Origin of the sequence: Clostridium sp. RTP31139st1_H3_RTP31139_211217 (assembly GCF_040227035.1) — a bacterium.
GTDB lineage: Bacteria > Bacillota > Clostridia > Clostridiales > Clostridiaceae > Clostridium > Clostridium saudiense.
Genome location: NZ_JBCOAB010000018.1, coordinates 31,404 through 48,116, shown reverse-complemented (window position 1 = coordinate 48,116; position 16,713 = coordinate 31,404). Strand labels below are relative to the sequence as shown.

Below are 16,713 nucleotides of genomic sequence, written 5' to 3'. Positions count from 1 at the left end.
TTGTTTTATTATGAATATATAATATTAAATAAAACTTAAAACTAAAACTCCAATAACTTCTGCAATAACAAGTCCATATCCAGCACTATCTCCAGACATTCCATCAAATTCCTTAGCTGCATTATTAACTAAAAAGACACTTATTAAAATCATGCCTAAAATCATTATTAATCCATATATACCAAAAATGAATACTGAAATTAAGCTTGCTATTATTAAACCAGATAGCAATACTACTTTATCTACTTTTCCTGTTCCTTGTTTGAAAAATGCACCTAATGAACTTGCCTTCATGGATTCTTTTGACAATAATAAATATCCCATTAAACTTCTAGATATAATAGGTATTAAAATTAATCCTACAGAACTACCATTAAAATTATTAATAGTACTCTCATTAATATTATTACTTATTACTGTATGAAGTGTAGAAAAGTTTAGTATAAATAACATAATTACAGATATAACTGCAAATGCCCCAGTATGAGGATCTTTTAATATTCTTAACTTTTCTTGCTTATCTCTTCTAGAAAGAAGTGCATCACAAACATCCATATATCCATCTAAATGAAGCATTCCAGTTAAAATAAATGGTGTTATTAACGTAACTGCAGTAGTTACCATGATGCTGGCACCTAATAAATTTAGTATTCTAAAAACTCCATACCAAATTACTCCTACAATCAATCCTATAACAGGATAAAACTTCATTATATTTTTTCCACCTTCATCATCCCATTCATATTTAGGTAATGGAATAATAGTAAACATGCTTATTGCCATTAAAAATCCCTTAAAATATTTTTTCATTTTTCCTCCTTTGGATTTAGCTGTGCCTCTATTATATAACTTTACCCTTATGGTAAATTATATTTCCATAAGAACATTCAACTACTGTATCAGCTATCTTTGCTAGTTTTCTATTTACAACTCCTATTTCTTTTCTGAAATTTTCTGTATAACAATCATATTGAATGCTATCACTAAATAAATAGTCTGATACTATAACTACATTTTTAGAATTATTAATAATTTCTAATATTCCTGATAAAATATCATCACTAACATCTTTGTAAAATTCTTTTCCTCTAAACATATAGTTTGTAACAAGTGATGTTATACTATCTATTAAAACAGTATCTTCCTCTTTTATAAGACTTGAAACTTTGCTCATATTTAATGTTTCTTCTATTGTATTAAATCCATATCCTTCTCTTTCCCTTAAATGATTTTCTATTCTTTTTAAATCTTCTAAGTCATATGGATTCATTGTTGCAACATAATATAATTTGCCTACTTCCCTTTCTATCTCTCCATCTAACTGGCCACTTATAGGATTTTTTAAGCTTTCATTTAACGATTTTGATAAATTTTGCGCAAACATGGATTTTCCACTTTTAGCTCCACCAACTACTAAAACAATCATCTTATCTCCTAAACTATATAGTTTTCTTCTCCTCTAACTTCATCTAAATAATCATCATTTATTTCAGCTTCATCAAATGTTGCCATATTATTCATCATTGCACAACTAAATTCAATTACCGAAAATGCTATAGGACACCCGCTACCTTCCCCTAATCTCATATCTAAATTAAGCATTGGCTGTAATTCCAATTCTTTCATTGCAATATTATAACCTATTTCTTTAGAGCAGTGTGATGTTATTAAATACTCTTTAACTAATGGATTTATTCTTACTGCTGCTAATGCTGCAACTACCGATATAAATCCATCTATCACTATAGGTATTTTATAATAAGCCGCTCCTAAAAACACTCCCATCATTCCAGCTATATCAAAACCTCCAACTTTAGAAACTACATCAATTGGATCTTTTTTATCTGGATTATTAACTTTAATCGCTTCTGATACTACCCATTTTTTCTTTTCAAAAGCCTCCTTCGTTATTCCTGCGCCTTTACCAACAGCTTCTTCAATACTACATTCAGTTAAGCTTACAAGAACAGAACTACTTGTTGTTGTATTTCCTATACCCATTTCTCCAACACCTAATATGTTATATCCATCTTCATAAGCACTCCTAGCCATTTCAATTCCTATATTTATTGCTCTTATACATTCATCATAACTCATAGCTTGTCTCTTAACTATGTTATAAGTTCCTTTTCTTATTTTCCTATCTATAGCCCCTGGAATTTTTATATCTGTATTTACTCCTATATCAACAACTTTTAAATCACAATTATTTTCTTTAGCTAGTACAGCAACTCCTGTTACTCCCCTTGAAAAGTTAATTGTTTGTGCTAGTGTTACACTTTGAGGTGCTGAAGCAACTCCTTCTTCTACAACCCCATTGTCTGATGACATTATAATAATACATTTTTTATTTATAGAATTTTTTATCTTACCTGTAATTCCAGCAAGCTTTATTGCTATATCCTCTAATTTACCTAAGCTCCCTAAAGGTTTTGCAAGCGAATTAACTCTTAACCTAGCTTCTTCTATAGCATCTTCATTTAATCCTGTTATATCATTAATAATTTTTTTAAGCTCTAATTTTTCGTTTCTCATTGTTTCACCCCAATTATTTATTTAAAACATCCTCTTTTTTTGTTATAATACTTTATTATTTGTTTAAATGTCAACAATCATATATTAAACAACTTTTCATTTAGGAGAACAATATGAACAATACTATAATTAACTTTTTACAAAATGAAATGAAATGGAATAAATTAAACATATCATCTATAAAAAAAATAGGCGGACTTAGTAGCGAAAATTATAAAGTTTCTTATAATAACAATAATTATTTTGTAAAAATTTGCACTCATAATTATTTACATACCGATAGAAAAAGTGAATTATCAATAATAAATAAAGCTATAGAAATAAATTTAGCTCCACATTTATATTACTTTTCTACTGAAACTGGTAATATGATTAGCAGTTGGATTAATGGTACCATGCCCTCCTTAAATGATTTTTCTTCAACTAAATTTCTACATAAACTTTCTGTTGCTTTAAACAGTTTTCATAATTTAAAATGCCAAAAATATTTTAACCCTTTTAATCATATAAGAAAAAGAATCAATCTATGCAATGATTTGAATCTTCCCTTACCAAAATCTATAGATACACTACTAAACCATTTAAATAATCTAGAAGTAAAGCTTAGTAAAAATCCTTTAATAGGTCTTTGCCATAATGACCTAAATGCTTCAAATATTATTTTAACTGAAGATAATATATATTTTGTAGATTATGAATACTCTTCTATGGGTGATGTATTTTTTGATTTAGCAACAATATCTTGGTTTTTTAATGAAAGATCTAGGAAAAACTTATTAGAACTATATTTTAATGAATGTACTGAACAACATTATGAAAAATTATTAGATTACCTTTTCGTAGTGAAATTTTATAATGCCACTTGGTCATTGCTTAAATCTTCTGATTCTAGTTCTGACTATGATTATTTAGCTGGTGCTAAAATGATATTTAATGATTTGCTCGATTATAACTCTATACGAAATTTTTAATAAAAGAGAGGTTTAAACTGTGATAAAATACTTATTATTTGATTTAGATGGAACAATAACTGATCCTAAAGAAGGTATTACTAAAAGTGTACAATATGCTCTTAGCAAGTTGGGAATTGAAGAAAACTGTGAAAATCTTCTTAAATTTATAGGTCCACCTTTATTAAATTCATTTATGGACTTTTATGACTTTGATAAAGAAAAGGCTGAGCTTGCAATAAAGTATTATAGAGAACGTTATTCTACTATTGGTTTATTTGAAAATAGTGCAATTGAAGGTATTGAAGAAGTTTTATCTAAATTAAAAGAAGCTGGATTTGTACTAGCTATTGCTACTAGTAAGCCAACTCATTTTGCTATTCCTATTTGTGAAAAGTATAATTTAGATAAATATTTTGATTTAATTTTAGGAAGTGAATTAGATGGAACAAGATCAAAAAAATCTGAAGTAATTCTTGAAGTGCTTAATAAGCTAAATGCTATACCTAATGAATCAATTATGATTGGAGACCGCATGCACGATATAATTGGAGCTAAAGAAGCAGGAATTAAAAGTATTGGAGTTACATTTGGATATGCAGAAGATGGAGAATTAGAAGAATCAGGAGCTGACTTCATAGTAGAAAGTTCCTCTGAACTATTATCTTGTATATTTAAATTAATTTAGTATATATTTAAAAATATAAAAGAATTTGTATAAAACAAATTCTCTTATTATCTCATTTTATAACTTTATTCCTTACCAAACACCTTTAAATATCATTACTTATTTCTTCTAACTCATTAATTATTTTGCTGCTTATCTTTTTTAAAATATATTTTAAATTATGCTTTAGAATTTTATATTTAAAATATCGCAAAAAAATAAAGGAAATCTATTTCTAAATCTCCTTTATTATCATATACCATAATGAATTAAATGCTTATTTTGTTTTATTGCAAGATTAATTTTTATAATTAATTTTTCAAGTTCATTTGATTTAAATTGCTTATTTGCAGTAGTAATTATTTTTCTAAATTCTTTTAATGAACCTGGTGGTATAATTGTAGTTCCACAATAATCTAGTCCTAGTGCAGGATGTTTTTTCATATGAAAATAAGTTTTTAAATTTCCCAATTCCTCCAAGTATTCTGTTATCATTTCTTCTATTAAATCATCACTAACAGAAATACAATTATACTTTTCAGGTTCATAATCACTATACAATTTATCATCTTCAAATCTTTCAATGATTCCAAAATCATGTTTTGCCAAATTCCCACCCCTAATAAATTATATTTTCCAAATTATATTCTTAAACTAAACCTTAAAATTTTAACTCCTTATTAAATATATAATCAAACCTCTAAGTATAAATTACATTAATGTTACAAATTATTATTGAAATACATTTTATATTACTATGTATTATTACTCATCAAAAAAGAATAACATTTCTGCTATTCTTTCTCTTACTACTTCTTATTATTACAATTTTTGTCCAAACAATCTTCTAACAAATCACTGATAGCATTTGTTAGTTGACAATTTGAGTTCATAAAATAACAATTAGTCATTTGGTTATTCCAAGCATATAAGAATATTAGAAATAATACTAAATTCATAAATCTTTGTCCATAACACTGTAGTAAATTTAATAATTGACAAGCCAAAAATTCATTTGTTCCTTCTGTATCGCTATTGCTACCGCAATAATTTTCACAAAGTTCTTCTAACTCACCATCATTTAAGTCATTTAATATATCGTTTAAATTAGATGTTGATCCAAATGTACTCAATTTTCTTTTCCTCTCAAAAAGTTATCTAACGCTTCATAATACGCTAAAAACATAGAGATTGCTACAATTTTATATAATTTAACCTAAACTCATTACTTATGTATATTCTCCTTCGCTTAAAAACTCCTTTTAGATAAATTTATATTTATTAAATACCTAATCATAATAATATGTGATAAATTAATAAAAAAAATGTCACAACACTAAATAAAGTATTGTAACATTTTTTAACTACATATTAAACTTTTATAGTTCCATGCTTTAATAAATGATTTATTCTCTTAAAATAAGTTATACCTAATGGAATTGCCGCTGCAAGCCAAGCTACTGGATCCGCTAAGCATATTCCTAAAAACTCTATATATCTTGGTAATGTAAATGCTACTACAGCTCTTGCAATAAGCTCATATGCTCCTGCCATCATTGGAACGAATGAATCCCCTATTCCTTGAAGTGCATTTCTATATATAAATATTAATCCAAGAGGTATAAAGAATATTGCTGATATATCAAGCACTTGTTGAGCATATTTTAGTATTTCTGCATCTGGATTACTTATAAACATCATAACAAAATATTTACCAAGGAATATTAATACTGCTCCCGCAATAATACTAGTAATAATAGAAATTTTAGTACATGCCTTTACGCCTTCTCTTATACGATTATACTCCTTAGCACCAAGATTTTGACCACAATACGTAGCCATAGTTACACCAAAAGTAATTGCCGGCTGCATAACAAGTTGAAGTGCTTTCGAAGCTGCAGTATATGAAGCAATAATAGTAGAACCAAATACATTTAATGCTCCTTGTACTGTCATTATACCAATTGCAGTTATTGAAAATTGAAGCGCCATTGGAATTCCTATTTTTAAATGTTTATGATAGTATCTTTTCTTAACTTTAAAATCTTCTTTCTTAAGTCTTAAAATAGTAAATCTCTTATATGTATATATTAGACAAAGTATTGCCGATACACCTTGAGAAATAATTGTTGCATATGCAGCACCTGCAACTCCCATATTAAAGTTAATTATAAATACTAAATCTAAAATTACATTTAATACTGAAGAAACTATTAAGAAATATAACGGTGTTTTACTATCTCCTAATGCTCTTAATATACTTGCAATTAAGTTATATGCAACCGTTGCTACAACTCCTGCATAAATTATTTTTATATATAAATATGCATCACCTATAATATTTTCAGGTGTATTCATTAATTTTAATAAAGGCATAGCTCCTAATAAGCTAACTATTGTAATTACCACTACTGAAATTACAGTTAATGTAATGGCACTTGCAACCGCTTTACGTAAGCCTTTTTCATCTTTAGCTCCAAACCTCTGAGAAACTAATACTGCAAACCCACTAGATAATCCAGTTGCAAATCCATTAACTAAGAATACCATTGAACTAGTTGCTCCAACAGCTGCTAATGCATCTACTCCAACAAATCTACCAACTATTATAGTATCAACCATACTATAAAACTGTTGAAATATATTTCCTATTAATAAAGGTATTGAAAATAGTAAGATTAATTTTGTTGGATTACCTTTAGTCATATCATTTGTCATATTGTTTTTCATCCACTCATCTCCCCCTAACATCTTATTTCACAATTAAATAGAATATCATCTTTATTATACTTTTGCAAAACAAATTTTAAGAGGTAAGACTAGTTTCCTTACCTCTTATATATTATTATTGTTTTACTATACACTTATTTAGATCTCGCTTCTTTAATCCATTTCTATTAGCTTTACTTATCCAAAATCTATTTGCTGCAAGTCTAAATGCAAACCTTGGAAACATACTTGGTGTTGTAAATATATCATCCCCACTTTTATTTTCATTTATATTTTTAGCCAAATTATCTAATGCTAATCCTAAATTAGTATTGGGACCTTTACCCATAGGTACATTCCTTAATCCTCCCATCATTTCTCCAGCCCCTATACCAATTCCTTGTGCCCATTTTATATTCATCTTTTTACACCAACATTTCATTATATTAAGTGCTATTTTATTTTGCTTACCTTCATAAAAGCCGCAGTTGGCAATAACATATACATTAACTCCTTTTAGATTATCTTTAAAATTCTCTTCTAGCATAATCAAAAATTCTAAAACATGAGAAGGTAATGAATCTACATATAATGGAAATGCAAATACTAATGTATCAATAGTATTAATCTCCTTTATAATATCTTCATAATCTACTTTTTTAGATAATTTATATTTAACTATATCTTTGCTTTCAATAAAATCACTTAATATATTTAGAAAATATTCAGAGTTACTTTTAGATACCTTTGGACTACCATCTATCATCATTATTTTCATTACAAAGTACCTCCTATTGTCAATATATTTTTTACAAAAATAGTATCACTAGTTTTAGTATTTAAATTTATGCCATTTCCTTTAACTAATTCTTGAGCCATTTCCTTTTCTTCATGAGATATATTATCACCATAAAAATACACTCTCATATTTATTTGCTTTTTATACCTACTTTTATGGTGAATTTCATTATTTCTTATTGTAAAATAAGGATGTATATATCCTATACTACGATCAAGTATATTTTTAATAAATGGACTATACATTCCATACTTACATTCACTTATTATTATAAGTTCATCACAACTAACAATTTTTTCTCCCATTTTATTATAATCATCTTTTATAACACATTCTCCTGGAGTTTTTATCCAAAAGCCAAAACACCTAATACACTTGTTTATTCTTTTTCCTTTACAAATTATAATATCCTCTTCATTTAAATTCTCTGAAATATTATTAAAATCTTCTTTACTTAAATCATGAATTATTAACTTCATATTTTTTATCCTCACTCTTTTTAATAATAAACTATTTTCGTAATTCCTTACTTACTTCTCCAATAATCTTAATTCCTTCTTTTATTTCATTAAGTGATAATCTAGAAAGTCCTAGCCTTAAAGTATTTTTACAACTATAATCAACTGAAAATATATCGCCCGGAGTAAATATAACTCCCTTTTTATAACACTCATCTAAAAGCTTTCTAGAATCTACTCCTTCTATTCCAATATAAATATGCAATCCGCCTTCACCCCATATAAATGTTGGATTAATGTATTTATTAATACATTCTACAGCAAGCTCATATTTTTCCTTATATACTTTTCTTACTTTTTTAATTTGCCTTTCAAATGATCCTGAACGTAAATATTCATATAATATACCTTGATCTAAAAATGATGTATGAATATTTTTACACCTTTTTACACTTTCTAATATATCAATAACATTTTTATCTGCAAGGATCCATCCTACTCTTATTCCTGGAAATAATATTTTTGAAAAACTCCCAATATAAATAACACCACTTCCCCCATTATCAAGAGCAGCAATTGGAGATACATGCGTACTATTATATAAAAGTTCTTCATTAAATCCATCCTCAATTATAGGAACATTATACTTTTTGAATAAATTATAAACAGAATATCTTTTTTCACCCTTCATTACAATTCCTGTTGGATTATGATATGAAGGAATTAAATATCCGAACTTTATATCATTATTTTTTAAGCTTTCTTCTAATTCATTAAGATCTATTCCATCTTCAGTCATAGGAACTCCTATAACATCTAATCCATGAACTTTCATAATTTTAATAGCTGTATTATGTGTTGGATTTTCGCAAATAATTTTATCACCTTTATTTGTATAAGCAGTTAGAAGCATTTCAAGCCCTTCTGTAAATCCATTAGTAATTATAATATCTTTGCTTGTTGTATCTACTCCCTTTGCCTCCATGTACTTTAAAAAATATTCAATAAGTGGCTTATACCCCTTTGCATATCCATAATTTAATATTTTATGCCCTTCTATTGAAATTCTATTTAGAAATGCTTTTTTAAACTCTTCCATATCAAATAATTCACCATCAGGTGAGATGCTTTTGAAAGATATTAAGTTTTTCTCCCAAGGTATTTCACTTTTTACAATATCTAATTTTTCTGCAAGTTTCCCATAATCATTAGCTCTCTGACTCCAAGCGACTTTCCATCCATCTTCATTTACTGATTTAACCTGCGAAACAAAGGTCCCCCTTCCTTTTACTGTATATAAAATACCTTCCTCTTCAAGATTTTCATATGCAGTTATTACAGAGTTTCTACTAACACCAAGTAATTTAGAAAGCTCCCTGGTAGCAGGGAGCTTTCCATTTGAAACAAGAAGATTACTAGCAATCATGTTCTTTATATAATTTTCTATTTGTACATATAACGGTTCTTCATCATTAAAATCAATTTTAGAAAATATCATTAACTTTCAACTCCTAAAATAGTGAATACTCTATTATCTTATCTAATAGGTCACTAAATTCTAATCCTCGCACCTTTGCACTTTTAGGAATAAGACTTTGAGTTGTCATTCCTGGAAGAGTATTTACTTCTAATAAATAAGGTACTTCATCTCTTATTATCATATCAATTCGTGCATAACTATTGCAACCCAAAATATCCCAAACTTTCTTTGATATATTATTAATTTTCTCTTGTAGCTTTTCTTCTAGTAAAACTACTTCTTCTTTTGCTCCATTTTCCTCATATTTAGATTTATAATCAAAGAATTCACCATTTTGTGATTTTATCATAACCGTAGGAAAAACTTCTCCATTTAATACAAATGAAGTTATCTCTTCGCCATTTATATACTCTTCTATCATTACTTCATTATCATACTTTAATCCTTCTCTTACTGCTTCTTCTACTTCATTTTCATTTCTAATAAAGAAAGTAGCAACACTTGAACCACCTTTATTAGGTTTAATAAATACAGGATACTGTAATTCTTTTATTTTTTTATAATCTATTTCTTCAACAGATTTAACTATAATCCATTTTGCAGTATCAACATCAACAGTTTTTACTAGACTTTTAGTTAATCCTTTATTCATACATATAGCACTTGGCAACACCTTACATCCACTATATGGTATTCCCATAGTTTCAAGAGCACCTTGGATAGTTCCATCTTCTCCAAATTTTCCATGTAGAGCAATAAAAGCAAAATCAATTCCCTTTATTTTTTCTATAACCTCTTGCTTTGAATTTATTGTTATAGGAATTATTTTTTCATATTTATCTTTATTTAAATGTTTTATTACTTGTTCCCCTGATTTCAAACTTATTTCTCTTTCTGATGATACTCCACCCATTATTACCCCAATTTTCATCAATATCACTCCTAATTTTTAATCTTTACTTTATTTTATTAATTATATATAAAATAAAAAAGCACCACATTAACACTAAATTCATTAACCTGTGGTACTTTTTTATGATTATATTCAACTTTCAACTATGATAATTATGCTATTTTCATTTTCTGAATTTTCAAATCTGCTTTCTTCATATAATTAACAGCTATAAATACTGTTACCAATTCACTTGCTGGAACAGTTAACCATATTCCAATATCCCCCAAAATTATAGGTAGAATTATTATAAATATTAATATTAAAATTACTCCTCTTAATACGGATATAATAGCTGATGTCTTTGCATCCTCAAGTGCTGTAAAGTAAGCTGATGTCAAAATATTTAACCCATTAAAAACAAAAGCAACAGAATATAATTTAGTAGCTTCTGCAGTAATTCTAATTAATTCCGCATCACCTTTACTAAACATTTTAATAAGAGTTTCTCCTCCAAATATCATAAGTATAGTACTTGAAATTCCAATTATGATTATTGTTGATATTGCTATTTTTAAAATTTTATTTATTCGATCTTTATTATTTGCACCATAATTAAAACTAATTATAGGGCTAATCCCATTACATATTCCTGAAAATATAGCTATGACTAAAGAAGCTATATAGAGAATTATTGAAAAAGCAGATACACCCATTTCTCCAATTCTAATCATTAATACAATATTAAATATAAAAGTTGAAAAAGCAACTGCAAACTGTGTTATACCTTCTGATGATCCATTATAAAATATTCTTACTATTTTCTTAAAATCAAATTCAACTTTGCAAAATTTTAATATAGAGTCCTTTTTTAAATAGTGACTTAAAGCAAATAAAAATCCAATTGTAAATGCAATTCCTGATGCTATGCCTGCACCAACTAATCCTAAACCAAACTTCACTATAAATATATAATCTAATAGTATATTTAGTAGTGAACTAATAATATCTGCTATCATAGCATGATTTGGTTTTCCCATAACTCTAAGTCCACTACTTAAATAAGAACTCCCTACAAATGTAGTCAAAAATAAACATAATGCTCGTAAATATTGTACAACTAATGGCACCAAATCATCACTAGCCCCCAAAATTTTTGCTATAGTCGGTGCAAAAATAATGGTAAACACCGATAAAAATAATGTTATCACTGTTAGTGTGTAAAATGCTAAGCTAAAAGTCTTTCTTGCTTCTTTTTTATTTTCTTTACCAAGCTCAATACTAGTAATAGTCCCTCCCCCAATAGCAACCATTATCCCAATTGCCATTGCTACTCCGAAGAACGGCATTGCTATATTAACTGCTGACAATCCTTTAGAACCTACTACATTTCCAACAAATATGCCATCTACAACTATATATACTGAAAATACTATCATAGCAATAACTGATGGTATTGAATATTTTACAAATAGCTTCCCTATATTTTCTTTTCCTAATGATAAATCCATAGTACTCACTTCCTTTCCTAAAAAATAATAAACCTTAGAGTAACTCCAAGGTCAATATATTTTTATTTAATAGGAATCCATATTTCAATGTAATCAGTAGTTTTATCATTCTTATTTTCAAAAGTTATAAATCTTGCTACACTATCGCCTATAATTTCTATATTATTACCATCTATATATTTTTTAAGATACATTATACTTTCCTCTGTAATATCAATATTAATTTTAAATATACTATGAATACATTTATCATATTTGAAACATTTATAATCTATCAAGTTTCCTATATAGTCACTCTTATAAACTATTCCGCTAATAGCATAAACTATATTATTTTCAACTTTATTTATCTTAAAAAACTCCTTTTTTATTACAGATGAAAATGTAACTTCATTTAAGTATTCATAACTATTAAACTTATCCATTATCTTATAAGTCTTTAAATCCATTCCATCTGCTAGTTCTTCATAGAATATAATAGGTGAATTAACAATTTCTATTTTATTTAATAATTTTATAGTCTTCTCTATATCATATTTAAAGTTACTAACAGTTTTCTTTAACTTTTTTAGCTCTAAAATTTTATTATCTATATCAGACTCTTTATCTTGAAGAACTTTTTTTAATTGTTCAAGAGTACAGTTATTAATAATATCTTTAATTTCTTTTATAGATATATTAATTTCTCTAAAAGCAATAACATAGCTTAATTTAATAATATCTTCTATTGTATAATAACGATAACCATTTTTCCCTATGATTGAAGGCTTTAAAATATTATCTTTATCATAATATCTTAATGTATCTCTTGAAACTCCTAAATATTCTGATACTTCCCCTATTAAAAATCTATTTTTCACTTCTTTATTTCTCCATCTTGTTTATTTATTATAACTCTTAAAATTTATACTAATATATTAATTTATTATTGTCTATTTTTAAAACATCTCTTCTCATATATAATTTAAATTCACCTTAACACATTCAAAAATCAAAATAAATTATAAATAGCAATTACCATCATAAAATTATTCTCTACTTTATTTATAATAAAAGTGTTTTTGGAAAAATATACTTAATATATATTGACTTACTTTTCTTTTTATTAGATAATAATAATTATTAGTTAATAATAAAATTATAGGAGGATATTTATGAGTAATATAATTAATGGGTCTTGGAATGATTTTAGAGAGTTGATTTTAGTTGATAAAGTTGAAGTTTGTCCTACAATAATTTCTTTTTATTTTAAAGCAAAAGATGGTGGTAAACTTGTTAAACCAAAAGCAGGACAATTTTTACCCTTTAAAATAAAAACAGATAATCCTAAATATAAAGATATAATGAGAACTTATAGTCTTTCAATGTTTCCTAATGATGATACCTATAGAATAAGTGTAAAGAAAATTGATGGTGGTTTAATCAGTACTTATTTACATGAGAATCTTAATATAGGTGATTCTATTGAAGCTATGATCCCAATGGGTGTATTTACTGTAAAAGATAAAAAGAATGATATTGTTTTAATTTCTGGTGGAATAGGTGTTACCCCTCTTTTAGCAATGCTATATGAAGAATCTTCAACTAGGAATAATATTCATTTTATTCAAGCCGTTCAAAACTCTAGTTTGCATCCATTTAAGAATGATATAGAATCTATTGCTAAAATTAAAGGTATTAAAAATACTGTATTTTATTCAAACCCTTTAGATAGTGACAAAGAAGGAATAGATTATAACTTTACTGGATATGTTAATAAGAATTATTTAAAAGATAATGTTAACTTAGATTCAGATTTCTATCTTTGCGGTCCTCCTGTATTCATGAAGGCTGTAGAAAGTACTTTGCTTGAACTGGGAGTAGATAGTTCTAAAATTAACTATGAGCTTTTTAGCAAATAATTATTAGAGTTATAGCCTCTAAAGGAGACTATAACTCTTTATTCATAATGTAGCTTTACTGCATTAATATTCTTTTCATAACATTTTTTACATAAGACAATTAACTCATCATTACTACTATTAACATTATTTTCATATACACCGAGGTTGGCTATGTTACCACATTCTTCACATTTATACTTGGCTTTTTCTAATGCATCTTGACGTTTTAAATTCCAATCTTCTTCATGTATATTATTAACTTCTTTATTATTATTTTTACTATTTCTATAAATAAATATATTGTTTCCTTCACTAAAGGCTTCTTTTATTTTACCTACAATAGATTTTCTAAAACTAAATAATTCACCCTTCTCTTTACCTCTTATTTTTTTATAATCCCTTACTATTCTTATACTTATAATTTTTATTAAGTAAATTCCTAATAATATATAAATTAAATTAAACATAAACATCACCATTTTTTATCTTTGACCATTTATAAAAATTTATTCATTTATCCTTTCACTTTATATTCAGTAAAATGAAGGATTAATTTAATTTTATTCATCATTTATTAAACTTTTTCACTATTTTTCTAAAAAAAATTCCCATTTTCCTTATAAAATCATATTGTATGATTTTATTTTATATGGTAAAATTTATTTAAAATGCAATTTTTTTAAAAAAATAATTCATTTTTTCCAAAAAATAAGGGGGCTAATATGAAAAAAAAATTAGGTTTAACAACAAAAATTTTTATTGGACTGATACTTGGAGCAATTTGCGGTATAATTCTTTATGGTATAGTTCCACCTGGAATAATAAGAGATGATATACTAATTAATGGTGTTTTTAAAGTCATAGGAAAAGGATTCTTAAGAGCAATGCAGATGTTAGTTGTGCCACTGGTATTTTGCTCTTTAGTTTGTGGAAGTATGGCAATAGGAGATACTAAAAAATTAGGACGTGTCGGTGTAAAAACTATAGTTTTTTATCTTGTTACAACTGCTATTGCTATTAGTTTAGCTATAGGTGTAGGTAAATTAATTAATCCTGGAATAGGCCTTGATATGAGCAATATTGAAATTGCTGAAACTACAGTAAGTGAAGCAACTTCTGTATCAGATGTTCTTTTAGATATAATTCCAACAAATCCGATTTCGGCATTAGCAAATGGAAATATGTTGCAAATTATATTCTTTTCAATTCTAGTTGGAATCATACTTGCTATGCTTAATGAAAAGGCTAAAACTGTTGCAAATTTCTTTAGTGAATTTAACGAAATAATGATGAAAATGACTATGATAGTGATGAAAGCTGCTCCAGTTGGAGTATTTTGTTTAATAGCTACAACATTCTCTAACATTGGTTGGAGTGCCTTTGCTCCAATGCTAAAATATATATTTGCAGTAATGTTAGCATTAGTATTACAATGCTTAATAACTTATATGTCAATGTTAAAGGTGTTTACAAAATTAAATCCTTTAACATTCTTAAAAAAGTTTTTCCCTGTAATGAGTTTTGCTTTTTCTACATCATCTTCTAATGCAACTATACCTCTTAGCATCGAAACTCTTGATAATGAAATGGGGGTTTCTGAAAAGATATCATCTTTTACAGTTCCATTAGGTGCTACAATAAATATGGATGGTACTGCAATAATGCAAGGGGTCGCAGTTGTATTTATATCTCAAGCTTTTGGAATTGAACTTGGTTTAAATGCTTATCTTACAGTTATATTAACAGCAACACTAGCTTCTATAGGAACTGCAGGAGTACCAGGAGTTGGACTTATTACATTATCAATGGTTCTTAATTCAGTAGGACTTCCTGTAGAAGGTATAGGAATAATCATGGGAATTGATAGAATTCTTGATATGACAAGAACTGCTGTTAATGTTACAGGAGATGCTATTTGTACTACTATTGTTGCAAAACAAGAAGGTGAATTTAATGAAGAGACCTTCTATTCAGATGTAATTGAACTTAATAAAGCAATTTAATATAAAAATAATTACCCACTTGATATAAATTAAAGTGGGTAATTATTTTATAACTATTAATTTAAGTTTGGAAAGTTAAATATATTTTCAATTCCTCTTTTTTCTTTAGGGTTATCTCCATGAATTAACTTTTTCTCCTCTTCTTCACAAATTATAACTCCATCAATTAAACCTTCACTATTTTTATTGTTAATATCATTTTTATTATTCATAAAAATACACCTCTTATAATCTTATTATGTTATTATTATTCCTATATGCTTCTTATTTATAAATTAACAATAAAAAAACTTCTATATTTACTCTATATTAAATTAGAGTAATATATAGAAGCTTAAATTATCTACTAAAACTGTCTTACTATTTTCAATGCAAAAACTGTAGAAATTCTTCTTTTTAGCTTTTCATTCAAAGCTAACTCTATTATTCTATTATCATTCATTTCAAATGTAAAAATGTTTAACCCACTAACTTTAGAATTATAATAAGAAACTTTATTTTTATTATTGGTATTATTAGTACTTTCATAAACTTTTCTTACATCTTCCATTGAAATATTAGCAACTATTTTTCTTTTACTTTCATTATAAATTTTAGTTACAGTAATAGTTTTATTATACAACTCATACTCATATTCAACATAACTTAAATAACTTAAAATAAAAGCTCCTATAGCTAATAATAACATAACAATTGCAATAACTAATGATGATAATAAAAAGAATGCTGATAATACTACTAATATCATAGCTAATCCTTGTAATATCTTAACTCTTCCTTTTCCCTTATCACATTCAATTAATTGCTCAAAAATTTCATCCATATT

General features: G+C 26.7%; 19 protein-coding genes. 4 read left to right on the top strand and 15 right to left on the bottom strand.

Features of this window, described 5'->3' with window-relative positions; all coding sequences use genetic code 11:
* Positions 1-24: 24 nt before the first annotated feature.
* From ABUA17_RS09445 to cobT, 3 genes are read right to left on the bottom strand one after another with little or no spacing between them, the layout of a single operon-like run.
* A complete protein-coding gene (locus ABUA17_RS09445; protein WP_195951474.1) occupies positions 25-810 on the bottom strand; it encodes an adenosylcobinamide-GDP ribazoletransferase in 786 nt (261 codons plus the stop codon).
* Positions 811-841: 31 nt separating this feature from the next.
* Complete coding sequence (locus ABUA17_RS09440) at positions 842-1,426, bottom strand: bifunctional adenosylcobinamide kinase/adenosylcobinamide-phosphate guanylyltransferase (RefSeq protein ID WP_042394909.1); 585 nt, start codon at positions 1,424-1,426, stop codon at positions 842-844.
* An 8-nt stretch (positions 1,427-1,434) separates the two neighbouring features.
* Entirely contained in the window at positions 1,435-2,535 is a 1,101-nt protein-coding gene (cobT, locus tag ABUA17_RS09435) for a nicotinate-nucleotide--dimethylbenzimidazole phosphoribosyltransferase (RefSeq protein WP_042394912.1), read from the bottom strand.
* A 113-nt stretch (positions 2,536-2,648) separates the two neighbouring features.
* Between cobT and ABUA17_RS09430 the strand changes: the two genes are divergently transcribed.
* Both ABUA17_RS09430 and ABUA17_RS09425 read left to right on the top strand, forming a co-directional pair.
* Positions 2,649-3,506, top strand: coding sequence for a choline/ethanolamine kinase family protein (locus ABUA17_RS09430; protein ID WP_042394913.1), 858 nt, complete (start codon positions 2,649-2,651; stop codon positions 3,504-3,506).
* A gap of 19 nt (positions 3,507-3,525) precedes the next feature.
* Positions 3,526-4,173, top strand: a complete 648-nt coding sequence (locus tag ABUA17_RS09425; RefSeq protein ID WP_042394915.1) for an HAD family hydrolase — start codon at positions 3,526-3,528, stop codon at positions 4,171-4,173.
* Positions 4,174-4,404: 231 nt separating this feature from the next.
* On the opposite strand, the gene ABUA17_RS09420 is transcribed toward ABUA17_RS09425, so the two are convergent.
* From ABUA17_RS09420 to ABUA17_RS09380, 9 genes are all read right to left on the bottom strand, one after another.
* Entirely contained in the window at positions 4,405-4,761 is a 357-nt protein-coding gene (locus ABUA17_RS09420) for a hypothetical protein (protein WP_042394917.1), read from the bottom strand.
* A 200-nt stretch (positions 4,762-4,961) separates the two neighbouring features.
* Complete coding sequence (locus ABUA17_RS09415) at positions 4,962-5,285, bottom strand: hypothetical protein (RefSeq protein ID WP_042394920.1); 324 nt, start codon at positions 5,283-5,285, stop codon at positions 4,962-4,964.
* Between the two features lie 238 nt (positions 5,286-5,523).
* A complete protein-coding gene (locus tag ABUA17_RS09410) occupies positions 5,524-6,870 on the bottom strand; it encodes an MATE family efflux transporter (protein WP_042395193.1) in 1,347 nt (448 codons plus the stop codon).
* A gap of 127 nt (positions 6,871-6,997) precedes the next feature.
* Positions 6,998-7,639, bottom strand: a complete 642-nt coding sequence (locus ABUA17_RS09405; protein WP_055277129.1) for a flavodoxin family protein — start codon at positions 7,637-7,639, stop codon at positions 6,998-7,000.
* Positions 7,639-8,139: a flavodoxin family protein gene (locus tag ABUA17_RS09400; RefSeq protein WP_195951473.1), complete on the bottom strand. Its 501-nt coding sequence runs from the start codon at positions 8,137-8,139 to the stop codon at positions 7,639-7,641. The genes ABUA17_RS09405 and ABUA17_RS09400 overlap by 1 nt, the downstream gene beginning before the upstream one ends.
* Positions 8,140-8,170: 31 nt before the next feature.
* Entirely contained in the window at positions 8,171-9,616 is a 1,446-nt protein-coding gene (gene pdxR, locus ABUA17_RS09395) for a MocR-like pyridoxine biosynthesis transcription factor PdxR (protein WP_042394925.1), read from the bottom strand.
* Between the two features lie 13 nt (positions 9,617-9,629).
* Positions 9,630-10,529 carry a D-alanine--D-alanine ligase gene (locus ABUA17_RS09390; RefSeq protein ID WP_055292130.1) on the bottom strand — a complete coding sequence of 300 codons (900 nt, stop codon included), beginning with the start codon at positions 10,527-10,529 and terminating at the stop codon, positions 9,630-9,632.
* A 134-nt stretch (positions 10,530-10,663) separates the two neighbouring features.
* Positions 10,664-12,001: an MATE family efflux transporter gene (locus ABUA17_RS09385; RefSeq protein WP_195951472.1), complete on the bottom strand. Its 1,338-nt coding sequence runs from the start codon at positions 11,999-12,001 to the stop codon at positions 10,664-10,666.
* 62 nt (positions 12,002-12,063) lie between these two features.
* Positions 12,064-12,861, bottom strand: a complete 798-nt coding sequence (locus tag ABUA17_RS09380; RefSeq protein WP_052330583.1) for a MerR family transcriptional regulator — start codon at positions 12,859-12,861, stop codon at positions 12,064-12,066.
* 294 nt (positions 12,862-13,155) lie between these two features.
* On the opposite strand from ABUA17_RS09380, the gene ABUA17_RS09375 reads away from it, so the two are divergent.
* A complete protein-coding gene (locus ABUA17_RS09375; protein ID WP_042394931.1) occupies positions 13,156-13,902 on the top strand; it encodes an FAD-binding oxidoreductase in 747 nt (248 codons plus the stop codon).
* 38 nt (positions 13,903-13,940) lie between these two features.
* On the opposite strand, the gene ABUA17_RS09370 is transcribed toward ABUA17_RS09375, so the two are convergent.
* Complete coding sequence (locus ABUA17_RS09370; RefSeq protein WP_055277119.1) at positions 13,941-14,351, bottom strand: hypothetical protein; 411 nt, start codon at positions 14,349-14,351, stop codon at positions 13,941-13,943.
* Positions 14,352-14,606: 255 nt separating this feature from the next.
* Here ABUA17_RS09370 and ABUA17_RS09365 point away from each other — a divergent pair, with 255 nt between their 5' ends.
* On the top strand, positions 14,607-15,887 hold the full coding sequence (locus tag ABUA17_RS09365; RefSeq protein WP_042394935.1) for a dicarboxylate/amino acid:cation symporter: 1,281 nt from the start codon (positions 14,607-14,609) through the stop codon (positions 15,885-15,887).
* Between the two features lie 56 nt (positions 15,888-15,943).
* Here ABUA17_RS09365 and ABUA17_RS09360 read toward each other — a convergent pair whose 3' ends face one another.
* Complete coding sequence (locus ABUA17_RS09360) at positions 15,944-16,099, bottom strand: hypothetical protein (RefSeq protein WP_156327858.1); 156 nt, start codon at positions 16,097-16,099, stop codon at positions 15,944-15,946.
* A gap of 134 nt (positions 16,100-16,233) precedes the next feature.
* A complete protein-coding gene (locus ABUA17_RS09355) occupies positions 16,234-16,710 on the bottom strand; it encodes a DUF6106 family protein (RefSeq protein WP_042394938.1) in 477 nt (158 codons plus the stop codon).
* Positions 16,711-16,713 lie beyond the last annotated feature (3 nt).